Source organism: Enterobacter sp. JBIWA003 (assembly GCF_019968825.1).
GTDB lineage: Bacteria > Pseudomonadota > Gammaproteobacteria > Enterobacterales > Enterobacteriaceae > Enterobacter > Enterobacter quasiroggenkampii.
The window spans coordinates 3,126,706-3,149,172 of sequence record NZ_CP074170.1 but is presented as its reverse complement, the minus strand read 5'-3'; the positions used below and the strand labels follow the sequence as shown (position 1 = coordinate 3,149,172).

Sequence of the window (22,467 nt, the reverse complement as noted above, 5' to 3'; positions counted from 1 at the left end):
CGGAAAATACTTTGCAGGATGAGCATTTCTCCCCCATTATTTGAAATGGAGTTTCAACTTTTCTCGCTAAGGTCCATTTTGAACGTCACTGCCTCCTTACGCCAGGCGATCGCGCGCACGCCATGGTATGCAAAACGTAAAAGCTATCGGGTTCTCTTCTGGCGTGAAATCACCCCTCTTGCCGTGCCTATCTTCCTGGAAAATACCTGCGTTCTGCTGATGGGCGTGCTGAGCACCTTCCTGGTGAGCTGGCTGGGAAAAGAGGCGATGGCGGGGGTTGGTCTGGCGGACAGCTTTAACATGGTGGTGATCTCGTTCTTTGCCGCGATTGACCTCGGGACGACGGTGGTGGTGGCCTTTAGCCTCGGCAAGCTGGATCCCAAACGTGCGCGCGAGGCGGCACGCCAGTCGCTGATGATCATGACTGTCTTTTCGGCCGTTCTGGCGGCGGTGATCCACTATTTCGGCAAAGAGATCATCGATTTTGTCGCCGGGGAGGCCACGAACGAGGTTAAAGACCTGGCGCTGACCTATCTGGAGATGACCGTCATCAGCTATCCTGCGGCGGCCATCGCCCTGATTGGCAGCGGCGCGCTGCGCGGGGCAGGGAACACTAAAATTCCGCTGCTGATCAACGGCGGAATGAATATCCTGAATATTATCATCAGCAGCGTGCTGATCTACGGCGTATTCTCGTGGGACGGGCTGGGCTTCGTCGGTGCAGGACTGGGGCTAACCATTTCACGCTATATCGGTGCAGCGGCGATTATCGGCGTGCTGATGGCGGGGATCACCCCCTCGCTGCGCCTCACGCTGAAGAGCTATTTCCGCCCCTTTAATTTCGCCATTATCTGGGAAGTGATGGGGATCGGCATTCCCGCAAGCATTGAGTCGGTGTTGTTTAACGGCGGGAAATTGCTGACGCAGATGTTTGTCGCCGGGATGGGCACTGACGTGATCGCCGGTAACTTCATCGCCTTCTCCATTGCCTCGCTGATTAACCTGCCGGGTAACGCGCTGGGCTCTGCATCGACCATTATCACCGGGAAACGGCTCGGGAAAGGGCAGATCGGCCAGGCGGAGCGACAGCTGCGCCACGTTTTCTGGCTGTCGACCATCGGACTGACCGTGATTGCCTGGGGAACCGCGCCGTTTGCCGGGCTGATGGCCTCGTTCTATACCCATGAAGACGACGTTAAAGAGGTTGTAAAAGTCCTCATCTGGCTCAATGCGGCCTTTATGCCTATCTGGGCGGCCTCATGGGTACTGCCTGCCGGGCTGAAGGGGGCGCGCGACGCCCGCTTTGCGATGGGGGTGTCGATGCTTGGCATGTGGGGATGTCGCGTCGTGGCGGGGTATACGCTTGGGGTAATGCTCGGATGGGGTGTGATCGGCGTCTGGCTGGGGATGTTCCTGGACTGGGCCGTGCGGGGCGGGCTGTTCTACTGGCGTATGGTCAGCGGGCGCTGGCTGTGGAAATATCCGCGACAAAATGCCTGACAATTGCGCGAAGTGGAGAATAAATCGTCAAACGATCGGAAATATGCATTCTGCCTTTGACATCCCGGGAGCGCATCGATAATATGCGCCCCGTTCACACGATTCCTCTGTAGTTCAGTCGGTAGAACGGCGGACTGTTAATCCGTATGTCACTGGTTCGAGTCCAGTCAGAGGAGCCAAATTTGAAAAGCCTGCTTTTAAAGCAGGCTTTTTGCTTTTCTGCGTCGGGTTGAATTGTCGGGTGGCGGCTTCGCCTTACCCGACCTACGGGACTGTAGGCCCGGTAAGCGCAGCGCCACCGGGCAACAAACCGCACTACTGTTTGACGCGAACCGGCGCCGTCGCCTCTACCAGCCACGGACGCGCATCGCTGTTCACCAGCGGTGACAGCGCCTCGCGTACCTGCTGGTGATACGCATCCAGCCACTGCTTTTCCTGCTCGCTCAGCAAATGCAGCTCAACCTGGCTTAAGTCAATCGGGATCAGCGTCAGCGAGGCAAACCTGCAGAACCCCGGACGGCTCTCCACAATCTCCACCTGGTTTTCAATACGAATACCGTGGCTATCGCCCAGATAGTATCCCGGTTCAATCGTCATGATATTGCCCGCCACCAGCGGCCACGGGTTGACCTTTTTGGCAATGCGATGCGGATTCTCATGGATAAGAAGCTGATGACCCACGCCATGCCCCGTGCCGTGATCGTAATCCAGTCCCATCTCCCACAGCGGACGACGCGCAAAGGCATCCAGCTGATGTCCCTGAGTCCCGGAAGGGAACTGCAGGGTAATCAGCGAGAGGAAGCCTCTCAGCACGGCGGTGTAGTGCAGGCGCTGCTGCGGGTCGACCTTACCCCATGCCAGCGTGCGCGTGGCGTCGGTGGTGCCATTCACGTACTGACCGCCGGAATCGTTAAGGTAAAAATGGTCATGACCGATGGGCTTGTTGCTGGCCTCGCTCGAATGATAGTGGCACATCGCCGCATTGCTCGAAGAGGCGGAGATGGTCGCAAAACTCTGCTCGATGAACCCGGGCTGCTGTTGACGGAACGCCAACTGCTGCGCCTGAACTTCCAGTTCTGTTAGCGGATTCCCTGCCGCCTCGCGCAGCGGCACTTCACGGCTCAGCCAGGCCAGGAAGTTGACCCAGGCGGCGCCGTCCTGGTGATGACACGCGCGATAACCGGCCAGCTCAACCGGGTTTTTGGTGGCTTTCATCAGGGTGATGGGGTCGGTCCGCCAGACAATCTCTCCCCGGGGTTCGATGGCAAAGCGCAGGGCGACCGGCGCGGAATCGGCATCAACCATCACCCGTTTTCCTGCAGCAATCTGCTGGCAGCGTTCGACAAAGGCGTCCTGCGGCGCAATGCTAAACGCATTGCGCACGTCTTCCGGCAGGGCGCCGAGCTTGCTGTCGTTAACAAACCACTCAACGTGGCCGTCACGGCGCAGAAGAGCAAAAGAGAGCGGTACCGGGCTGTAAGGGATATCCGCGCCACGGACGTTTAACAGCCAGGCGATATTATCCGGCAGGGTAACGGCGAGATAATCGGCATTGCTTGCAGCCAGCACAGCGGCGACGCGCTGACGTTTATCAGCGCTGCTTTCACCGCTGTATTCAACCGGCATTTCCCGGATAAGCCCCGCCGGTGCGGCAGGGCGGTCAGTCCATAGGGTGTCAAACGGCGAGGCTTTCAGCGGGACCAGCTCGCAAGGCGTGGCAGACAGTTGCTCAAACTCTGAATGGGTCATCAGCAGTGGGTCAAAACCGATGCGCGTCCCGGCCTCAGCGTTTTCCGCCAGCCATTCAGCCAGCGGCTCGTTGTGCAGGTGGTGGATCTCTACCTCATCCGTATTGACCTGAACGCGGGCCTGAACCTGATAGCGCCCGTCAACGAACAGCAGCGCTTTGTTTTTCAGCACCAGCGCCACACCGGCCGAACCGTCAAAGCCCGTTAGCCAGGCCAGCTTTTCGTCGTAGGGCGCGCAGTATTCGCTCTGCCACGCATCCGCACGCGGGACGATCATCCCGTCGAAATGGCTGGCCTCAAGCCAGTGGCGCAGGGCAGAGAGCGGAGATGTGCTGGACATGATTATTCCTTATCGTTATTAGCGGAACGGCGGCTCGTTGAAGGTGCGCAGCTTGCGGGAATGGAGCCGGTCACCTTCTGCCCGCAGCAGGTCAATGGCGCGAATGCCAATTTGCAGATGTTCGGATATCGCCCCTTCATAGAAACGGTTGGCCTGCCCGGGCAGCTTAATTTCGCCGTGCAGCGGCTTATCGGAGACGCACAGCAGCGTGCCGTACGGGACGCGGAAGCGATACCCCTGCGCGGCGATGGTGGCGCTCTCCATATCAATGGCCACCGCGCGGCTCAGGTTGAACCGCAGCGCGGAGGCGGAGTAACGCAGCTCCCAGTTCCGGTCATCCGTCGTGACGACCGTACCGGTGCGCAGGCGCTGCTTAACCTCTTCACCCGGCATGCCGCTGACCTCTTTGGTGGCGTCATACAGCGCACGCTGCACTTCGGCGATGCTCGGGATTGGGATATCCGGCGGCAGCACCGCATCCAGCACGTGGTCATCACGCAGATAGGCGTGGGCGAGCACGTAGTCGCCAATCAGCTGGCTTTCACGCAGGCCGCCGCAGTGGCCGATCATCAGCCACACGTCCGGACGCAGCACCGCCAGATGGTCGCAGATGGTCTTGGCATTTGACGGGCCCACGCCGATGTTAATCAGCGTAATGCCCTGACCGTCGGCGGTGATCAGGTGCCAGGCGGGCATCTGATGTTTTTTCCACGCCAGGTCGGAAATGGCCTGCTCGGGCGCTTCGGTCTCCGCAGTGATCCAGATCCCTCCCGCACAGGAGAGGGCGATATACGGGCTTTCCGGGTCGAGGATCTGGCTGCAGCCCCAGCGGACAAACTCGTCAACGTAGCGGGTGTAGTTGGTAAAGAGGACGAACGGCTGGAAATGTTCGACGGGCGTGCCGGTGTAGTGGCGCAGACGCGCCAGGGAGAAATCGACCCGGCGGGCATCAAAGTGCGACAGGGGAGAAAATTCTGCCGGGTGATAGATCCCATCGGCCGTCTCATCGCCAATCTGCGACAGTTCCGTCGTCGGGAAGTGGCGGGTTAGCCCCGCGCTCATCGAACGGTCGAGGGTTAACGCCGAACCGTCAATCACGTAGGGGTATGGAATTTCATGCTGCGAGGGCTCAACGTGAATGTGCGCGCCGTAATCCTGATACAGCAGCGTAAGTTGTTCTTCGAGGTACGGGCGGAACAGGGCCGGGCGGGTGACGGTGGTGCTGTAGCAGCCGGAGTGGGTAAAACGGGCGTAGGCACGGGTTTTCGGTGTTGTGCTGGCGCTGCCGTCCCAGGTCACAGAGAGCGATGGATAAACAAAAAGGCCCTCGGTTCTGGCCTTTTCGTCGGGAAGTTTCCCTGTTTCGATATATTCGCTGATGGCGCTGCGCAGCGCGTTGACGGACTGTTCATACAGCGCGTCGAGTTTTTCCAGCGCCTGAGCCGGGGTCAGGCTGGAGCCCTTATTATTCATCTCTGTCTCCTTGTTCCACAGGTGTGCGACTCTACCCGATAGTATGTCACACGCCTGTGAAACAAAAGTGAGATCAGCGGTGGCTCGTCTCTTTCATCAATAGCGCCGTTGCCGCCGACAGCAGGCAACCAGCCAGCAGATAAACCGCCACGCTGTGCCAGTTACCGCCGGAGAAGGTCACCAGCGCGGCGGCAATAAACGGCGTAAACCCGCCGCCGACCACGCTAGCGACCTGGTAGCCCACGCCCGCGCCGCTGTAGCGGTAGCTGGCGCCGAACAGTTCGGTAAACATCGGCTGCTGCACGCAGACCACCATATCGTGAGCGATGTTCGCGAGCATGATGGCAAAGAAGACAATCCAGAAGATCGACTGCGCCTCCAGCGCCATAAAGAATGGCCAGGCGCTGAGGCTCCCAATCAGCGCGCCGGTGATGTAGACGCGACGGCGGCCAAACCGGTCCGCCAGCCAGGCGAAGCAGGGTATTGTCAGACAGCTGATCCCGCCGACCAGCAGGCCGATATTCAGGAACAATTCACGGGGCAGGCCGAGATTCTGCGTCGAGTAGTTCAGCGCAAAGGCGGTGACGATATACATCGTCAGCAGCTCGCACAGGCGCAGGGCGATAATTTTCAGAAAAGCGCCAGGGTGCCGAATCAGGGCTTCCATCACCGGCAGCCGCTTTTTGACGGTCGGTTTTTCCTGCTGCTGCTGTTCGAATTCAGCGGACTCCTCCATGCCGTTACGGATCCACAGTGCGGCAATCACCAGCACGATGCTGAAGATGAACGGAATGCGCCAGCCCCAGCTCAGGAACTGGTCGTCGGTGGTGAGCTGGCTGATTAACGACACCAGCCCTGTAGAAAGCAACAGCCCTACGCCGTACCCGACCTGCACGCCGCTGCTGTAAAACGCTTTCTTATTTTTTGGTGCGCTCTCAACGGATAACAGCGCCGCGCCGCCCCATTCGCCGCCCACGGCGAAGCCCTGAATGGCGCGTAACGTCACCAGCAATACCGGGGCCCACCAGCCAATAGCGGAAAACGACGGGAGAATGCCAATCAGCGCGGTGGCGATCCCCATCATCCAGACGGTGAGCATCAGCATGCGTTTGCGGCCGAGGCGGTCGCCGAAGTGGCCGAAGATCACCCCGCCCAGCGGGCGAAACAGAAAGCCGACGCCGAAGGTGGCAAACGCGGCGAGCGTACCCATCGCAGGGCTGATCTGGGGGAAGAATTCACGGTTAAACACCAGCGCGGCGGTAATGCCGTAAAGCAGAAAATCATACCAGTCGACGACGGCACCCGCGAAGCTGCCGAGTGCGGCGCGGCGGGCGCGATTAAGCGAAGGTGTCTCCTCGTTGGGACGATCGGAGATGAGGGTGGAGTCCATAGTTGTCCTGTCCGTACTGATTTTTTAATTATTGGTATAAGAAAAGGTCACTCACATTGCGCCCGTCATATAAACGGAACCTATGAGACTACCGCGACAAAACGCCTGAGAAAACGTTTTTATCTTTCCGGAAGGTGCTGAATAAATAAATTTCATCCACACCTGCGGCGAGATAATTGCCTCTTCTGGCTTCGTTAAGTGCTGAATGGTTTACAGTAATAATGACCGCCGCGTGAGTTAAGCTGAGGGAATAACGATGCAACGCACCTTTTCGGCATTCTGGATGATTCTGTTTTTATTCGTCGCACCGCTTCAGGCCGAGCCCAACGTCTATGGCGAGCAACGCATCAGCGGCTGGTGGAATGCGTTGACGGAAGACATTTCGCAAACCTGGGCGCAGCCTCAGCGTTACGATCTGTACCTGCCGTTTCTGAGCTGGCACGCTCGCTTTATGTACGACAAAGAAAAAACCGACAAGTACAACGAAATGCCGTGGGGAGGTGGGCTGGGCGTTTCCCGCTATAACGAAGAGGGTAACTGGAGCGCGCTTTTCGCGATGATGTTCAAGGACTCGCACAACGAATGGCAGCCCGCGATGGGCTATGGCTGGGAGAAGGGCTGGTATCTGGATAATGCCAGAGATTTCCGCCTTGGGCTTGGTGCCGCCGCGGGCATCACGGCGCGAGATGATTTTGCGAACTATGTCCCGCTACCGTTCATCTTCCCGCTTTTTTCGGCCAGCTATCAGCGCGTTACCGTCCAGTTCACCTATATTCCCGGGACTTATAACAACGGCAACGTGCTCTTTGCCTGGCTGCGCTTAGGCTTTTAAAGGGTGATCACCTTTTTTGCCACGGCGTTAGACAATACCAGCATGGAGAAGAGAACAGAGGTGACGAACGTAAGTACAATCAACGCCAGCTTCATACCGAGCGACGTCACCGGTATCAGCGCCGTCAGCAGATGAAACACCGAGTAGTGCACAATATATACGCCAGTCATCGTTTTGCTGATGGCGGCCAGTATGGACTCCTTAAACTCAGCATTGCGGCGAAAGCGCACGCCGTTCGCCGCAATCACCAGGGCAATAATCAGGATGTAGATCTGCGAGCCGGTGAGGATAAAGGCGTTTCTGTCGGCCTTAAACAGGGCAAAAAAGAAGTGGCGCTCGTAAAACCAGGTGAAGAGATAGATAAACGGGATGGCGATAACCGCCGCCCGGACTACATTTTTGCGGCTTATCCACTCGGCGATTTTAGGATCGCAGAAGAGTTGCCCCGTCAGATAAAACAGCAGCCACGTCCACAGCCGATACTGCGGTGAAAGAGAAAGAACGTGCGTTTCAGGATAAAGCGCCGATAACAGATCGTATCCGTAGGAAAAGAACAGCAGGGCAGCAATCGCGCCGCAGAACAGCGATCTCCGCTGGCTAAGCCACTCTACCGCCGGGTGGAAGGTGTAAATCACGACAAAGGCGAACACGAACCAGGGCTGGATTAAATACCCGCGCTGATAAGGCTCCCACAGGTAGTAGATCGTTACCCAGAACAGAAAAACAATCACAATACTTTTAATTTTACCCAGCTGCCAGCGCGTGCCGTGCCGGGATTGTCCGTCGAGATAGCCCGACACCACAAAAAACAGCGGTGTAGCGATCGTCGAGATAAAGGTTAAAAACCCCAGGATCCAGTGATAGTCATAATCATAATGATCCCAGGTATTGTAGATGGTGAAGAAGGTCACCGCCGTCATACAGCCCAGCGTCTTGATAATGTTCAGCCCTGTCGCATTCATTGTTGTTTGGCTTCGTCCTTACGATGGAAACACGCATAGATCACGGGGAGTACCAGTAGCGTCAGGATTGTAGCAAACCCCAGTCCAAACATAATTACAACGGCCATGCTCTGGAAGAAAACATCCAGCAGTAGCGGAGCCAGGCCAAGTACGGTCGTGAACGCGGTGAGCAGGATAGGGCGCAGGCGCGAGGTGGCGGCATAAACGATCGCGCTGTGCTGATCCTTTTGCGTTTTCTGCTGTTCGATCTCTTCCACCAGCACGATGCCGTTGCGGATGAGCATTCCGCTCAGGCTCAGCAGACCAATCAGCGCCATAAAGCCAAAGGGAATGCCGGTAATTAAAAATCCTGGTGTGACGCCAATCAACGCCAGCGGTACGGTCAGCCAGATTGCGACGGCATTTTTTACCGAGCTGAACATCAGCACCGTAATGACAAACATCACCAGATACCCGAGAGGCAGCGTTGTGAACAGCCCTTGCTGCGCTTCACTGGAGTTTTCCGCATCGCCCCCCCACTCGATGCTGTAGCCGTGTGGCAGGGGAAGGGCATCTACCTGCGGCTTCACGCGGGCGAGAATATCGCCGGAGGTTTGCTGGGTCAGCGGATCCGGGTCCGTCTGAACCGTCAGTACCCGCGAGCGGTCGCGTCGAAGAATGAGCGGATCTTCCCACTCCAGAGAGAAGCGACTGACGACGTTACTCAGCGGGATATACTGCTGCCGCGCCTGGCTCCACACCAGCACGTTGTTCAGGTGGCTGGCATCCAGCCTTTCGCTTTCCGGGGGCCTCACCACCACGGGCAGCAGGTCGCTGCCTTCCCGATACAACCCCGCCCGGCTGCCGGAGAAATTCATCTCCAGCGCGTTGTCGACATCCTGTTTATCCACGCCAAGCTCGCGTCCCAGCGCGGCGACGTACTGCGGGCGGATCACTTTGCTGCGGTTTTGCCAGTCGTTTCGGACGCTCCCCGTAGCCGGATCGCGCGCCAGAATATCGTCCACCTGGCTGGCAATCAGACGCAGCCTGTCAGGATCCGGGCCTTTAATGCGCACTTCAATGGCGCTGTCGCCGGAAGGGCCAAACATCACCCGTTTCGTGCTGGCGTTCACCTGCGGGTAGTTTCGCGCGATGTACTCGTCAACGTGGCGGGTCAAGGGGGAAATGTTACGCTGGTCATCCATGCGCACCATGATCTGCGCATAGTTGCTGTACTGCCGCTGTCCGCTGTAGGTCAGAATAAACCGCATGCTTCCCTGACCGATGGTGGATACGGTGGTTTCCACGCCGGGCTGGCCCTTGATGGTTTTCTCAATATCACCGGTCATTTTCTCGGTCCATTTGATATCGGTCCCGTAGGGTAACCACAGGTCGACAAAGAAAATCGGCGTATTGGACGACGGGAAAAAGTTTTGCCGCACCGCGCCAAACCCCCAGACAGACGCGGCCAGCAGGGCGGCCATCACTACCAGCGTCGGTGCCTTATGGTGCAGCAGCGTGTTAAGCAGGTGCTGATAGAGGCGGTAGAGACGTTTGTCGTAAGGATCTGACTCGTCAGTGATGTCCGGCGCGCTGTCGTTTTTAAACAACCACCACTTAATCATCACCGGGGTGAGGGTGAGCGCCGAGAACCAGCTCAGCATCAGGGAAATCAGCAGCACCTGGAAGAGGGATTTACAGTATTCCCCGGTGGAATCCTGCGACAGCCCGATAGGCGCAAACGCAAGGATAGCGATCACCGTCGCCCCCAGCAGCGGCAGGGCGGAGCGACGGATGATCGTGTTAACGGCGGTTAATAGCGGGGAGCCCTGCTGTCGGGCAATCAACACCCCTTCGACAATGACGATGGCGTTATCCACCAGCATGCTAAGGGCGATAATCAGCGCCCCAAGCGAGATGCGCTGTAGCTCAATGCCCCAGAGATACATAATCAGCAGCGTGCCCAGCACGTTAAGCGCGAGGGAAAACGCGATGATGATCCCGCTGCGTACGCCCATAAAGATCAGCAGCACGCCGATGACAATCGCCAGCGCCATCAGGAAGTTAATAATAAAACCGTTAACAGAATGGCCCACTTCGGCTGCCTGATCGTAAAACAGATCTATCTGTATGCCTGCCGGTTTTTCCGCCGACATCTGGTTTAGCTTCGCCTCCAGCGCGTGGCCCACGTCGATCACGTTCACGCCGGGAATAAACGAGACGCCCATGGTGACGGCTTTTTTGCCGTTGGCATGGTAGATACTGGCTGGCGATTCGTTCAGCCCGCGCGACAGCGTGGCGATATCCCGCAGACGCGTCGCCGCCCCGGTGCCGGAAGGCGTGATGATGAGATCCGCCAGTTCATCCAGATTCTCGAACTCACCGGTCGGGTGCAGACGAATGGATTCGCTGCCGGAGGTGATTTCTCCGGCGCTGGAAACGACGTTAAGCCTGCTGAGCAGGGCGGAAAGCTGGTTCAGGGTAATGCCGCGCGCGGCCATTTTGGTCAGGGAAATATCGATATTGACCTGTTGGCTTATCGCTCCGCCGATGGCAACCTTCGCGACCCCGGGGACCAGAATCAACTCGCGGCGCAGCTGCTCCGCGTACCTCACCAGTTCAGGATTACTGAATTCATCCCCGGAAATGGCGAAGAAGAAGCCGAAAACGTCGCCGAAATCGTCATTCACAAAGGGCGTGACGACGCCGGGCGGGAACTGACGCGAGGCGTCGCCCACACGGCGGCGCAGTTCATCCCAAATCTGCGGCAGTTCGTTTGAGTGATAGCGTGACGCGATGTTAACGGTGATTTGTGACAAACCGTTTGAAGAGATGGAGCTCACGTTGTCCAGATAAGGCAGCTGCTGAAGGGCATTCTCCAGCGGCAGCGTCACCTCTTCTTCGACCTGCTGAGCGGATGCGCCGGGGTAGTGAGTGACCACCACTGCGGTTTTGATGGTAAAGGCGGGATCTTCCAGCCTGCCGATATTCAACAGCGCGAAAATACCCCCGATGCCCAGCAGCAGAATCGTTAGCCAGACGCGAACAGGGTTATTAATAAATTGACGAGAGATATCCATTACAGTCCCCGTTCACGCGTCCAGATACGCACCGGCTGGTTAGCATGCAGCTCCCCAACGCCTGCGGCTACCACGCGCTCACCCGCCTTAAGCCCGCTGGTGATCACCACGCCTTCGGTAATCACTTGCCCCACGCTGACCTTGCGGTCTTCAAGATGGAGCGTGTCGCCTTCTCCTGCCACAACCCAGACGTGCGGCTCATTGCGCGGGCTGTTGTCCGGGTTAAAGACTGCCTCAACCGGTACGACCAGCGCCTGAGTGCCCGCGCCAGCCGGGAGGTTAGTTAAATTAATGGTAACCGTACCGCTTACGCCACCGACGGCGGGAAAATCATCTGGCCGCGGCATGGTCAGTATTACCTGCCAGGTCAGGGTATTACTGTCGCTGCTGCCCGAGTGTTCTTTATAAACGGCGGTAAATTCCCGATCCGGAATGGCGTTAATTCTCACTACCGGGCGATACTGCGCGTTGCGAATATCAAAGGTCTTAAACAGGTTTTCAGGGATGCTGAACACCACGTCAAGCAGATCGGTGCGGGTTAACGTCGCGATGGGCTGACCGGCAGACACTACCTGATGGTTTCGGACATGTACGCTGGCCGCCGTCCCGCTGAAGGGGGCGACAAGCGTCATTTGATTCAACTCTTCTCGGGCGATCTGTAGCGCCGCATTCGCCGAATCGCGGTTCGCACGCTGCACGTCCATTTCGGCTTTCGAAATCGCCTGGCGGCCCGCCAGCGTCTGGAAGCGATCGAATTGCCTCTGGGCCAGCGTCGCCGCCGTTTGTCTGTCATTAACCCGCTGCTGGGCTTCACGGGCATTCAATCTTGCAAGCTGTTGACCCTGCTTGATGACTGCGCCCTGACGCACATCGAGCGCTTCAATTTGACCTGCGCGCTTGAAGGAAAGGTCTGTGGCATCGCCCGATTCAATGCGGGCGGGAAAAACGCGCTGCTGGGCGTTACCGGGAACCGTCACCTCCGCTACTTTTACCATTCTGGGCAGGGGGGAGACGTCTTTGGGTTTCGGGTCGCACGCTGTGAGCGTTAATAAAACGAACGGTAAAAGAGAGAGGTAGCGGTTCACTGTATTCCCCTAATAAATAACTGTTTTATTTATTCCATAACCTGGACAGGGGTGACACTATTCTGCCAGAACAGTGACGACCATATAGGTAAATAAACCAATCGCCGTGCTGGCGATAATGGCAAGCGCAATAAACATACCCAGTCGGATCAGGCTTATACCATACATACATTCCTCCATGAGCCGGAAGCGGTGGCTAACTATGAGCATAGTCGGCGAAAAGATAAATGTTAAATAACCATTAGCAGTGGGGAAGCGCTAAACCTGATATTCCTGTGCTACGTTTAATATTATTCATCTCTTTTTACCGTAACTGGCATTAAGGGCAACCCCCTGCATTTAATGCGTTTTTATGCTTCATTCACTCTCATGTTGGTTATAAAAAGGATGCTCGATATGTATAAAAACATTCTCGTTCCGGTGGACGTCTACGAGACAAGCCTGGCGGATAAAGCGTTGCAACATGCACAGTTTCTGGCGCAAAGCGCATCGGGTGACATTCATTTGCTGCACGTCATGCCCAAATTTTCAGCCGAACTGACGCGCGGTTTTATTTCAGATGCGCGCAAGATGGATGAATATATGATTAATAATTCGAAAGAAAAACTGTCTGACCTGGTCAAAAAATTGAATCTGCCAGAAGAGCGGGTTCATCTCCATGTTCGTAGCGGAAATGTTCGTGATGAGGTTATTAAGCTGGCGGATGAACTTGCTGCTGGCGCGATTATTGTCGGCTCTCGAAATCCAAATATTCAAACCCATTTGTTAGGATCGGAGGCGGCAAGTATTGTCCGTTACGCCCATGTTCCTGTTTTCGTTATTCGTTAATTACATGAAAGCAAGGTGATTTCTGAATAGAACCTGAGGAAGGAACGATGAAAACAGGAAAATCTGAACGTCCATATTATCAACAAACCGTTGACGAAACCCTGTCGAATATCCACTCCACTCTGGAAGGACTTAGCGGCACTGAGGCATCAGCCCGACTTCAGCAGCATGGTGAGAATGCATTGCCGCAAAAAAAGGGCAAACCCGCCTGGCTGCGCTTCCTGGCGCATTTTAACGATGTATTGATTTACGTTCTGCTGGTGGCCGCGTTGCTTAAGCTCTTTATGGGCCACTGGGTAGATATGTTCGTGATCCTGGGGGTTGCCATCATTAACGCGCTGATTGGCCATATCCAGGAGAGCAATGCTGAAAAATCGTTGCAGAGTATTCGCAATATGCTCTCCAGCGAAGCCGTGGTGGTACGACAGGGGAATCATGAAACGATCCCCACCACGTCGCTGGTCCCGGGGGATATCGTGGTGATCCGCGCCGGGGATCGTATTCCTGCGGACCTGCGTGTGATTGAAGCGCATAACCTTCGCGTGGAGGAGGCCATCCTGACCGGCGAATCCACCGTTGTTGAAAAAAACAGCGATGCGTTAAGCGGAGAACTGCCTTTAGGTGACCGGTATAATCTGCTTTACTCAGGCACCACCGTCAGCTCCGGCGGCGGTAAAGGCGTGGTGGTGGCAACCGGGGGCGAAACCGAGCTTGGCCACATCAATCAGATGATGTCCGACATTGAAAAGCACCGCACGCCGCTGATGGTGCAGATGGATAAGCTCGGTAAAACCATCTTCATTACTATCCTGGTCATGATGGTGGCGCTGTTTGTTTTCAGCCTCTTGTTCCGGGATATGCCGGTTTCTGAACTGGTGCTGTCGCTTATCAGCCTCGCCGTTGCCGCCGTGCCGGAAGGCCTGCCGGCCATCATTTCCATCATCCTTTCGCTTGGCGTACAGGCCATGGCGCGTCGCAAGGCCATCATTCGTAAGTTGCCCACGGTGGAAACCCTGGGCGCAATGACGGTCATCTGCTCGGATAAAACCGGCACCCTGACGATGAATGAAATGACGGTCAAAGCGGTGATTACCGCTGAGACGACCTATCGCGTGGAGGGCGACAGCTACGAACCGGTGGGGAATATTCACCCCGTAGATGACCCGACGCCCGTCAGCGTGACGCAGGGTTCCCTGCTGGAACGCTACCTGCGCACCATTGACCTCTGTAATGACAGCCAGCTGATCAAAGACGAGCAGGGGCTGTGGAAAATCACCGGGGGGCCGACCGAGGGCGCCCTGAAGGTGCTGGCGGCGAAAATCCCGCTCCCTGCGCTTGATACCGAAATGCGCAGTAAAATCCCGTTTGATTCGCAGTATAAATACATGTCCACGCTATACCGGCTGGGTGAAGAAGAAGTGATTTTAATCACTGGCGCGCCGGACGTCCTGTTCCGCCTCTGTCAGTACCAGCAGACGAATAACGAACTGCAGCCGTTCGATCAACCTTACTGGGAAGGCAAGATCGAAGAGTATGCCCGGGAAGGTTTGCGTATGGTGGCTGCGGCCTGGAAACCTGCCCGCGAGGGACAGCGCGAGCTGGATCACCCGGACCTGCGTGATGGCGTGATCCTGCTGGGTATTGCGGGAATGATGGATCCGCCGCGTCCGGAGGCCATTACCGCGATTGCCGACTGTCTGCAGGCCGGGATTCGCGTGAAAATGATCACCGGCGACCACCCGCAAACGGCCATGAGCATTGGGCAAATGCTGGGGATTGGTAACGCTGCAAGCGCTATCACCGGACGCGAGCTGGAGGCGATGGATGACCGTCAGCTGAGCGACGCCGCGCAGCAGTACGATATTTTCGCCCGAACCAGCCCGGAGGATAAATTCCGCCTCGTGCAGGCCCTGCAAAGTAAACAGGAAGTGGTGGGCATGACCGGGGATGGCGTAAATGATGCCCCGGCGCTCAAGCGGGCGGATGTGGGTATCGCCATGGGGATTAAGGGGACAGAGGTCACCAAGGAAGCCGCCGACATGGTGTTAACGGATGACAACTTTGCCACCATTGCCAGTGCGGTGCACGAGGGGCGTCGTGTTTACGATAACCTGAAAAAAACGATTCTCTTCGTTATCCCGAGCAACATTGCGCAGGCCCTGTTAATCATCATCGCGCTGCTGGCGGGGAACCTGATCCCGCTGACGCCGGTGCTGATCCTGTGGATGAACATGGCGACGTCGGCAACGCTGTCGTTTGGCCTGGCGTTTGAAGCGGGTGAGAAGGACATCATGAACCGGCCACCGCGTAAGGCGAATCTGCATGTGATGGACGGCTATGCCATCTGGCGCGTGGTGTTTGTCGGTCTGATGATTGCCATCAGCGCTTTCGTGCTGGAAGCCTGGCTACAGCCGCGCGGTTACTCAGCGGAATTTATCCGCACCGTGCTGCTGCAAACCCTGGTGACCGCGCAGTGGTTTTACATGCTTAACTGCCGCGTTAATGACGGCTTCTCGCTGAGCAAAGGCTTGCTGGCGAATAAAGGGATTTGGATCGTGAGCGGTGTACTGCTGGCGCTACAACTTCTTATCATTTACGCACCGTTCATGCAGATGCTGTTTGGCACCGAAGCACTGCCGTTCCGCTACTGGGTCATCACCTTCCTGATTGGTTTTGTGATGTTCCTTATTGTCGAGGCGGAAAAAGTGCTGACGCGCAGATGGCGCAAAACCGAGGCGTAATAGCGTAAACTGAGAAAGCCTGCCTGAGTCGAGGCTTTCTCTTTTTTGAGCACAGGAAATTATGATGCGATTTACCTGGTTCGTCCTTACGCTGTGTGCCGCTGTACCCGGCGCGTTTGCCGTAACCTATACCTTACCGCCGGAAGGCAGTCGTCTGGTGGGAACCCCGATTATCATCACCGTTCCCGAGCGCAATACGTTACCGCTTGAGGCCTTTGCCGCGCAGTACGGGCAGGGGCTAAGCAATATGCTGGAAGCGAACCCGGGGGTGGATCCTTTCTTGCCCAAATCCGGCACCCGGCTGGTGATTCCCCAGCAGCTGATTTTGCCCGATACCGTCCGCGAGGGGATTGTCGTTAACGTGGCGGAAATGCGTCTCTACTATTATCCACCGGGCAGCAATACCGTTGAAGTGCTGCCCATCGGCATCGGTCAGGCCGGGCGCGAAACCCCGCGTAACTGGGTAACGGCGGTTGAACGTAAGCAGGTGGGGCCAACCTGGTCTCCGACGCCGAATACGCGCCGTGCCTATGCGGCAGAGGGAAAAACGCTGCCAGCCTTCGTGCCCGCCGGACCGGATAATCCGATGGGGCTGTATGCGATCTATATTGGCAGGCTGTATGCCATACACGGCACAAACTCGAATTTCGGCATCGGACTGCGGGTGAGCCAGGGCTGTATTCGTCTGCGCAATAACGACATCAAATACCTTTTCGATAATGTCCCCGTTGGAACCCGCGTACAGCTTATCGATCGGCCCGTTAAAGTCACCACGGAACCGGACGGCAGCCGCTGGGTGGAGGTTCACGAGCCATTATCACGTAACCGTGCGGAGTTTGAATCGACCCGGAAAGTGCCTCTGCCAATGTCAGCCGCGCAGCGGACGCAGTTGATAAACGAGGGGGCGGGAGCCGAACTGGAACGGCGGTCAGGGATGCCGGTGAAGCTTGCTTATTGAGGCTGTGTTGCCCTGAGGCGCTGCGCTTACCGGGCCTACAGTCCTGTAGGTCGGGTAAGGCGAAGCCGCCACCCGACAATTTTACCCGACGCAGAAAAGCAAAAAGCCTGCTTTAAAAGCAGGCTTTTCAAATTTGGCTCCTCTGACTGGACTCGAACCAGTGACATACGGATTAACAGTCCGCCGTTCTACCGACTGAACTACAGAGGAATCGTGTGAACGGGGCGCATATTATCGACCTGCGTTCACCTTGTCAAAGGGTGGATCGCCGCCTTTTGATCGTTTGCTGACAAAATCGGCAAAGTGATGTTTTTGACAGCGGAATGCACCGCTTTGGTGCGGGTATACCTCTAATGGGGCAGATCATAAACTGCTGTTTCGGTAATAAAACCCCCCTCCATGATTAGGTTTCCTTATTTTCAGGCGCTTAGCGCCCAATTCAGACCGCCTGGTAAAAGTGGCATTCATATTGCAAAACCTGTTCAACAACGACAGCCGGTTCCGGCACAGCATTTCGAACAGGGGGCAAAATGAACTTAAGACGACTGAAATACTTCGTAAAAATCGTCGATATCGGCAGCCTGACTCAAGCGGCAGAAGTGCTGCATATCGCGCAGCCTGCGCTGAGCCAGCAGGTGGCTACTCTGGAAGGCGAGATGGATCAGCAGCTGTTGATCCGCACCAAACGCGGCGTCACGCCAACTGAAGCCGGTAAGATCCTGTATACCCATGCGCGCACCATTCTTCGCCAGTGTGAACAGGCGCAACTGGCGGTAAATAACGTGGGGCAGACCCTGAGCGGGCACGTGTCCATCGGGCTGGCGCCGGGAACGGCGGCATCGTCCATTACCATGCCGCTGCTGCAGGCCGTCCGCGCTGAGCTGCCTGAAGTGCTGGTCTATCTGCACGAAAACAACGGTTCTGTCCTGAATGATAAACTGCTCAGTGGCCAGCTGGACATGGCGGTCCTTTACGATCGCTCCCCGGTTGCCGGGATCACCAGCCAGCCGCTGCTGAAAGAAGATCTCTACCTCGTGGGCACCCGCGACTGCCCGGGCCAGAGCGTCGACCTTACCGCCGTGGCAGAAATGAACCTCTATCTGCCGCGCGACTACAGCGCCGTGCGCGTGCGCGTGGACGAAGCGTTCTCCCTGCGCCGCCTGACGGCCAAAATCATCGGCGAAATCGACTCGATCTCCACGCTGACCGCAGCCATTGCCAGCGGCATGGGGGTGACCGTTCTGCCGGAGTCCGCAGCACGCTCGCTGTGCAGTGCGGCAAACGGCTGGATGGCGCGGATCACCACGCCTTCCATGAGCCTGCCGCTGTCGCTGAACATGTCCGCACGCGGTTCGCTGTCGCCACAGGCGCAGGCGGTAAAAGAGATTTTGATGTCGCTGGTCAGCAAGCCATCGCTTGAGAACCGTGAACTCCAGCTCGTGAGTTGATATTCCATAAAAGCATAAGATGCTGGTTTTTATTATTTGTTCTGCAGCACGGCTGACTCTAACAATAGAGCTATGTCAGATGCGCCGGAGTGAATCGTGAATTTCCAGCAACTTAAAATTATCCGTGAGGCGGCCAGGCGGGACTACAACCTGACCGAGGTCGCCAATATGCTTTATACCTCCCAGTCCGGCGTCAGCCGCCATATCCGCGAGCTGGAAGAGGAACTGGGCATAGAGATCTTTATCCGTCGCGGCAAGCGGCTGCTCGGCATGACGGAGCCGGGTAAGGCTTTGCTCACCATCGCTGAGCGGATCCTCAACGAGGCCAGCAACGTGCGTCGCCTGGCGGATCTCTTCACCAATGACGCCTCGGGCGTGCTTACCATTGCCACTACCCACACCCAGGCGCGCTACAGCCTGCCGCCGGTGATTAAAGCGTTCCGCGAACTTTTCCCTGACGTCCGTCTGGAGCTTATCCAGGGCACGCCGCAGGAAATTGAAGTGCTGCTGCAAAACGGTGGGGCGGATATCGGCATTGCCAGCGAACGCCTGAGCAACGACCCGCTGCTGGTGGCTTTCCCCTGGTTCCGCTGGTACCACAGCTTATTACTTCCGGTCGATCATCCGCTGAATCAGGTTTCTCCCCTGACGCTGGAAGACATTGCTAAATGGCCACTCATTACCTACCGCCAGGGGATCACCGGACGCTCGCGTATTGATGAAGCCTTCAACCGCAAAGGGTTAACGCCGGACATCGTGCTGAGCGCGCAGGATTCTGACGTGATCAAAACCTACGTTGAGCTGGGGCTGGGCATTGGGCTGGTGGCGGAACAGTCCAGTGGAGAACGCGAAGACGGGAACCTGGTGCGTCTAGACACGCGTCATCTGTTTGACGCCAACACCGTATGGCTTGGCCTGAAGCGTGGACAGCTGCAGCGTAACTATGTGTGGCGCTTTATCGAGCTCTGCAACGCCGGGCTGTCCGTCGATGAGATTAAACGCCAGGTGATGGAGCCGGAAGAAGTGGCGATTGATTATCAGATTTAGGTGCGGTTTTGCCCGGTGGCGAGTGCTTACCGGGCTCATTGACTGAATAAACGTGCCGATAACCGTACTGGTGACGGCAACCCGATCGGGAGCGTAGGTGGTCGGACGCGTCTTTAGCAGCGCATTCCATTCCCTGCAGGCCGCCAGCAGCTGGACTGTAATGCGATCGACCCAGCCACCGTGCTGCTTTTCTTCCGGGCGTAGGTTGTGCTCATACACATTTTGTACCCCTTTCACTGCGCCGTATCCCTGGCCTTACTGGCTGGTGACATCGCAGTTAACGGAGGCGAAGCCGGAGGTGGCTCTCTTTGTCGAGTGGCTGGATGAGGAAGTGGCGGCCTGGCGTCAGCTCACGGAGTTCTGAACTCTTTTTTACGGTACTGCTCGCAATGCGGTGAATGCCTGACGGGTGATTCATCGAAATACTCCTGCACGTCTTCAGCTTTCGCGTAAAAACACATGAATCATGCACATTCTCTCAGGATAATTGCTGCTATAGCTTTACTGCTATATAGCTTTTGATCTATATTTCACGGAGGAAGTGTGTGGACAATTAACACGACGGACAGGTTTGATTGCTGGTTTCGTTCACTTGACGATACTGACCGGGCCTGCGTGCTGGCAGCACTGCTTGTTTTGCGAGAAAAGGGGCCGGCTTTGTCGAGACCCTATGCCGATACGCTTAAAGGCTCTCGTCACAGTAACATGAAAGAGCTGCGCATTCAGAGTAAGGGCGATCCGTTGCGGGCATTTTTCGCGTTTGACCCAAATCGAACCGGCATTGTGCTTTGTGCTGGCAACAAGGCAGGCAACGAAAGACGATTTTACGATGAGATGCTTCTGGTGGCTGACCGGGAATTCACTCACTGGTTGAATACATTAAAAGAGAGGACGTTGCGCGATGGGCAGAAACCTTGAGCAGCTTATAGCGGATGAAAAACCGGATGTTGTTGCCAGCGCTCAGGCAATGGCGGCCGACATTTTGCTTAACATTCACCTGGCAGAGCTACGTGAAAAGGTGCAAAAAACGCAGGTTGAAATGGCGCAGGCGCTGGGCATCAAGCAGCCCACCGTCGCGATTATGGAAAAGCCAGGGCGCGATCTGAAACTCTCTTCACTTAAGCGCTACGTTGAGGCAGCGGGTGGAAAGCTTAAGCTTGACGTTGAGCTGCCGGATGGCTCGCACTATGAGTTTGTGCTGTAGGGCAAAAGCAGCTTTTTCAAATTTAGCTCCTCTGACCGGGAGCGCCTTTGCCAGTAACGGGCGAATAAATAAGCTAAATCTCATTTCCCTTTCTATTGGTGTTGGGGACATGCTGCTGCATCAATTCAACGATCCAATCAATAAAAACGCGCAGCCTGGCGTTGACATGGCGGTTAGGCGGAAATGCCAGGTACAGGGGCATTGGGTTAATACGCCAGTCTTCAAATAGCGGAATCAAAGAGCCAGCAGCCTGATGCGCTGCCGCCATATAGACCGGCAGCGCAATCACGCCTATCCCGGCTAACCCAGCTTCGAGGTAAGCATTGCCATCATCCACGGCAAGCACATAGCTGCCCTTGATTTCAATATGTTCACTCTCTCTGTGCAGTACCAGAGGATCAATCTTACCGGTGCGTGAGGACAAGAATCCCACTATGCGATGGTCGGTGTTTTCCAGCTCACGCGGATGCGCAGGGGAGCCAAGGCGTTCCACATAGCTCGGTGCGACGTAAACACCGATTTGCAAATCGCCGACATGACGTGCGATCAGGGACTGGTCGTTGATTTCGCCACCGCGCAGGACGCAATCCACGTTGTCGCCGATCAGATCCACCACCCGGTCACTCACGCCCATGTCGAACTGGATATCAGGATAGCGTGCGTGAAAAGCTGGCAGCGCGGGCACCAGCACCAGGCGGGCGAGAGGAGTGGGCACATCTATCCGCAGGCGTCCCCTGGGGAGCATCGTCGCACTGGAAAGGCTGTTTTCAGCATCTTCCATGTCCGCCAGCAGGCGGATGACGCGCTCGTAGTAGATCGCGCCATCGGGAGTGACGCCGAGCCTGCGGGTGGTGCGATGGAGCAGCTTGACGCGCAGGCGCGCTTCCAGCTGCTGAATGAGCTGCGTCACCGTGGTTTTGCTCATATGAAGCGTTTGGGCAGCCTTTGTGAAACTGCCTGCCTCCACCACGCGAGCAAAGGCGCGCATCGCATCGAAACGATCCATCACTTGTCCTCTCTTTTCACCGATTGTTTGGATATTACAAACAATAATGAACAAAGTCGCTTGTTTATCCGCCCGATCTGGCGCCTGTAAAGTGTCTGTATGTTCACCGGGCAGATTTCGCCCCATTACAAAGGTACAAACATGACAGCACGCGAAGCAGTTTTCCCCTCCGGTCGGCAGGCGCTCTATGAGCGCAATCGGTATTCACCCGCCATCAAATCCAACGGTTTCTTGTTCGTTTCGGGGCAGGTGGGTAGTCGCGAGGATGGTTCGCCTGAGCCCGATCTGAAAACGCAGGTCAGGCTGGCCTTCGATAATCTTAATGCTGTCCTCGCGGCTGCGGGCTGCACGTTCAGTGACGTGGTTGACGTGACCCTCTTTGTCGTCGACCCCGAGTCAAACCTCGACGCTATCTGGAGTATCCTGCCAGAATATTGGGGGGAAGCGCCTTACCCTACGTTGACGGGGATCGGCGTGACGTGGCTGTACGGATTCCAGTTTGAGATAAAGGTGATTGCCCGGCTGCCCTGAGCGTTATGAGCTTTCCGCCAGTCGAAAATAAGACAGAGGAAAAATGATGAAAGCAGCGGTTTATTGCCCGGTGGCGCTGCGCTTACCGTGCCTGCGGTCCCGTAGGTCGGGTAAGGCGAAGCCGCCACCCGACAATTTTACCCGACGCAGAAAAGCAAAAAGCCTGCTTCAAAAGCAGGCTTTTCAAATTTGGCTCCTCTGACTGGACTCGAACCAGTGACATACGGATTAACAGTCCGCCGTTCTACCGACTGAACTACAGAGGAATCGTGTGAACGAGGCGCATAGTAGCGACCTCACTACGCCTTGTCAAAG

17 protein-coding genes, 3 tRNA genes and 2 pseudogenes are annotated in these 22,467 nt (G+C 56.4%); 12 read left to right on the top strand and 10 right to left on the bottom strand.

Translation table 11 applies throughout. The annotated features are described in order from the left end of the window. The first annotated feature begins 45 nt into the window (after nt 1-45). Together emmdR and KGP25_RS15165 are read left to right on the top strand one after the other, a co-directional pair. Nucleotides 46-1,500: a multidrug efflux MATE transporter EmmdR gene (gene emmdR / locus KGP25_RS15170; RefSeq protein WP_282441153.1), complete on the top strand. Its 1,455-nt coding sequence runs from the start codon at nt 46-48 to the stop codon at nt 1,498-1,500. Nucleotides 1,501-1,603: 103 nt separating this feature from the next. Next, a tRNA-Asn gene (locus KGP25_RS15165) sits at nt 1,604-1,679 on the top strand. Between the two features lie 136 nt (nt 1,680-1,815). Here KGP25_RS15165 and KGP25_RS15160 read toward each other — a convergent pair. The 3 genes from KGP25_RS15160 to shiA all read right to left on the bottom strand — a co-directional run bounded on the left by KGP25_RS15160 (nt 1,816) and on the right by shiA (nt 6,451). After that, nucleotides 1,816-3,588 (bottom strand): aminopeptidase P family protein, encoded by a 1,773-nt coding sequence (locus KGP25_RS15160; protein WP_223539222.1) that lies wholly within the window; start codon nt 3,586-3,588, stop codon nt 1,816-1,818. Nucleotides 3,589-3,606: 18 nt separating this feature from the next. Beyond that, nucleotides 3,607-5,061 carry an AMP nucleosidase gene (locus KGP25_RS15155; protein ID WP_045908120.1) on the bottom strand — a complete coding sequence of 485 codons (1,455 nt, stop codon included), beginning with the start codon at nt 5,059-5,061 and terminating at the stop codon, nt 3,607-3,609. Nucleotides 5,062-5,134: 73 nt separating this feature from the next. Beyond that, nucleotides 5,135-6,451, bottom strand: coding sequence for a shikimate transporter (gene shiA / locus KGP25_RS15150; RefSeq protein WP_223539221.1), 1,317 nt, complete (start codon nt 6,449-6,451; stop codon nt 5,135-5,137). A 256-nt stretch (nt 6,452-6,707) separates the two neighbouring features. On the opposite strand from shiA, the gene pagP reads away from it, so the two are divergent. Continuing rightward, nucleotides 6,708-7,283: a lipid IV(A) palmitoyltransferase PagP gene (gene pagP, locus KGP25_RS15145; protein WP_045908122.1), complete on the top strand. Its 576-nt coding sequence runs from the start codon at nt 6,708-6,710 to the stop codon at nt 7,281-7,283. Here pagP and KGP25_RS15140 read toward each other — a convergent pair. The 3 genes from KGP25_RS15140 to KGP25_RS15130 are packed head-to-tail and all read right to left on the bottom strand — an operon-like array spanning nt 7,280 to nt 12,389. Then, complete coding sequence (locus tag KGP25_RS15140; protein ID WP_223539220.1) at nt 7,280-8,245, bottom strand: acyltransferase family protein; 966 nt, start codon at nt 8,243-8,245, stop codon at nt 7,280-7,282. The two genes, pagP and KGP25_RS15140, sit on opposite strands and share 4 nt — an antisense overlap. Beyond that, nucleotides 8,242-11,304 (bottom strand): efflux RND transporter permease subunit, encoded by a 3,063-nt coding sequence (locus KGP25_RS15135; protein WP_223539219.1) that lies wholly within the window; start codon nt 11,302-11,304, stop codon nt 8,242-8,244. The genes KGP25_RS15140 and KGP25_RS15135 overlap by 4 nt, the downstream gene beginning before the upstream one ends. Then, on the bottom strand, nt 11,304-12,389 hold the full coding sequence (locus tag KGP25_RS15130; protein WP_181575591.1) for an efflux RND transporter periplasmic adaptor subunit: 1,086 nt from the start codon (nt 12,387-12,389) through the stop codon (nt 11,304-11,306). The genes KGP25_RS15135 and KGP25_RS15130 overlap by 1 nt, the downstream gene beginning before the upstream one ends. Nucleotides 12,390-12,785: 396 nt before the next feature. Between KGP25_RS15130 and KGP25_RS15125 the strand changes: the two genes are divergently transcribed. The 3 genes from KGP25_RS15125 (at nt 12,786) to ldtA (ending at nt 16,916) form a co-directional block, all read left to right on the top strand. After that, nucleotides 12,786-13,217, top strand: a complete 432-nt coding sequence (locus KGP25_RS15125) for a universal stress protein (protein WP_028019628.1) — start codon at nt 12,786-12,788, stop codon at nt 13,215-13,217. A gap of 47 nt (nt 13,218-13,264) precedes the next feature. Next, the gene (locus tag KGP25_RS15120) at nt 13,265-15,958 is read left to right on the top strand and encodes a cation-transporting P-type ATPase (RefSeq protein ID WP_223539218.1); all 2,694 of its coding nucleotides are present in this window, start codon (nt 13,265-13,267) and stop codon (nt 15,956-15,958) included. A 61-nt stretch (nt 15,959-16,019) separates the two neighbouring features. After that, nucleotides 16,020-16,916, top strand: a complete 897-nt coding sequence (ldtA, locus tag KGP25_RS15115) for a L,D-transpeptidase (RefSeq protein ID WP_196365069.1) — start codon at nt 16,020-16,022, stop codon at nt 16,914-16,916. Nucleotides 16,917-17,050: 134 nt separating this feature from the next. Here ldtA and KGP25_RS15110 read toward each other — a convergent pair. Continuing rightward, nucleotides 17,051-17,126: transfer RNA gene (locus tag KGP25_RS15110), tRNA-Asn, on the bottom strand. A gap of 320 nt (nt 17,127-17,446) precedes the next feature. On the opposite strand from KGP25_RS15110, the gene nac reads away from it, so the two are divergent. After that, nucleotides 17,447-18,364, top strand: coding sequence for a nitrogen assimilation transcriptional regulator NAC (gene nac / locus KGP25_RS15105; RefSeq protein WP_223539217.1), 918 nt, complete (start codon nt 17,447-17,449; stop codon nt 18,362-18,364). A 96-nt stretch (nt 18,365-18,460) separates the two neighbouring features. After that, a complete protein-coding gene (gene cbl / locus KGP25_RS15100) occupies nt 18,461-19,411 on the top strand; it encodes an HTH-type transcriptional regulator Cbl (RefSeq protein WP_028013741.1) in 951 nt (316 codons plus the stop codon). Between the two features lie 30 nt (nt 19,412-19,441). On the opposite strand, the pseudogene KGP25_RS15095 reads toward cbl, so the two are convergent. Continuing rightward, a pseudogene (locus KGP25_RS15095) lies at nt 19,442-19,645 on the bottom strand (glutathione S-transferase); the annotation flags it as partial. On the opposite strand from KGP25_RS15095, the pseudogene KGP25_RS15090 reads away from it, so the two are divergent. The 3 genes and pseudogenes from KGP25_RS15090 to KGP25_RS15080 form a co-directional block, all read left to right on the top strand. After that, a pseudogene (locus KGP25_RS15090) lies at nt 19,638-19,775 on the top strand (transcriptional regulator); the annotation flags it as partial. The pseudogenes KGP25_RS15095 and KGP25_RS15090 sit on opposite strands and share 8 nt — an antisense overlap. 179 nt (nt 19,776-19,954) lie before the next feature. Further along, nucleotides 19,955-20,329, top strand: a complete 375-nt coding sequence (locus tag KGP25_RS15085) for a type II toxin-antitoxin system RelE/ParE family toxin (protein WP_069718932.1) — start codon at nt 19,955-19,957, stop codon at nt 20,327-20,329. After that, a complete protein-coding gene (locus KGP25_RS15080) occupies nt 20,313-20,615 on the top strand; it encodes an XRE family transcriptional regulator (RefSeq protein ID WP_069718933.1) in 303 nt (100 codons plus the stop codon). Before KGP25_RS15085 ends, KGP25_RS15080 begins: the two co-directional genes overlap by 17 nt. 73 nt (nt 20,616-20,688) lie before the next feature. Here the strand turns inward: KGP25_RS15080 and KGP25_RS15075 are convergent, their stop codons facing one another. Further along, nucleotides 20,689-21,621, bottom strand: a complete 933-nt coding sequence (locus KGP25_RS15075) for a LysR family transcriptional regulator (RefSeq protein WP_223539216.1) — start codon at nt 21,619-21,621, stop codon at nt 20,689-20,691. A gap of 141 nt (nt 21,622-21,762) precedes the next feature. Here KGP25_RS15075 and KGP25_RS15070 point away from each other — a divergent pair, with 141 nt between their 5' ends. Continuing rightward, nucleotides 21,763-22,152 carry a RidA family protein gene (locus KGP25_RS15070; protein WP_045908132.1) on the top strand — a complete coding sequence of 130 codons (390 nt, stop codon included), beginning with the start codon at nt 21,763-21,765 and terminating at the stop codon, nt 22,150-22,152. A gap of 190 nt (nt 22,153-22,342) precedes the next feature. Here KGP25_RS15070 and KGP25_RS15065 read toward each other — a convergent pair. Next, nucleotides 22,343-22,418: transfer RNA gene (locus KGP25_RS15065), tRNA-Asn, on the bottom strand. Between the last annotated feature and the right edge of the window lie 49 nt (nt 22,419-22,467).

Excerpts from the sequence above, each read along its gene's own strand:
- emmdR (WP_282441153.1), top strand. The coding sequence starts at position 46 with ATGGAGTTTCAACTTTTCTCGCTAAGGTCCATTTTGAACGTCACTGCC.
- KGP25_RS15160 (WP_223539222.1), bottom strand. The coding sequence starts at position 3,588 with ATGTCCAGCACATCTCCGCTCTCTGCCCTGCGCCACTGGCTTGAGGCC.
- KGP25_RS15155 (WP_045908120.1), bottom strand. The coding sequence starts at position 5,061 with ATGAATAATAAGGGCTCCAGCCTGACCCCGGCTCAGGCGCTGGAAAAA.
- shiA (WP_223539221.1), bottom strand. The coding sequence starts at position 6,451 with ATGGACTCCACCCTCATCTCCGATCGTCCCAACGAGGAGACACCTTCG.
- pagP (WP_045908122.1), top strand. The coding sequence starts at position 6,708 with ATGCAACGCACCTTTTCGGCATTCTGGATGATTCTGTTTTTATTCGTC.
- KGP25_RS15140 (WP_223539220.1), bottom strand. The coding sequence starts at position 8,245 with ATGAATGCGACAGGGCTGAACATTATCAAGACGCTGGGCTGTATGACG.
- KGP25_RS15135 (WP_223539219.1), bottom strand. The coding sequence starts at position 11,304 with ATGGATATCTCTCGTCAATTTATTAATAACCCTGTTCGCGTCTGGCTA.
- KGP25_RS15125 (WP_028019628.1), top strand. The coding sequence starts at position 12,786 with ATGTATAAAAACATTCTCGTTCCGGTGGACGTCTACGAGACAAGCCTG.
- KGP25_RS15120 (WP_223539218.1), top strand. The coding sequence starts at position 13,265 with ATGAAAACAGGAAAATCTGAACGTCCATATTATCAACAAACCGTTGAC.
- ldtA (WP_196365069.1), top strand. The coding sequence starts at position 16,020 with ATGATGCGATTTACCTGGTTCGTCCTTACGCTGTGTGCCGCTGTACCC.
- nac (WP_223539217.1), top strand. The coding sequence starts at position 17,447 with ATGAACTTAAGACGACTGAAATACTTCGTAAAAATCGTCGATATCGGC.
- KGP25_RS15080 (WP_069718933.1), top strand. The coding sequence starts at position 20,313 with ATGGGCAGAAACCTTGAGCAGCTTATAGCGGATGAAAAACCGGATGTT.
- KGP25_RS15075 (WP_223539216.1), bottom strand. The coding sequence starts at position 21,621 with ATGGATCGTTTCGATGCGATGCGCGCCTTTGCTCGCGTGGTGGAGGCA.
- KGP25_RS15070 (WP_045908132.1), top strand. The coding sequence starts at position 21,763 with ATGACAGCACGCGAAGCAGTTTTCCCCTCCGGTCGGCAGGCGCTCTAT.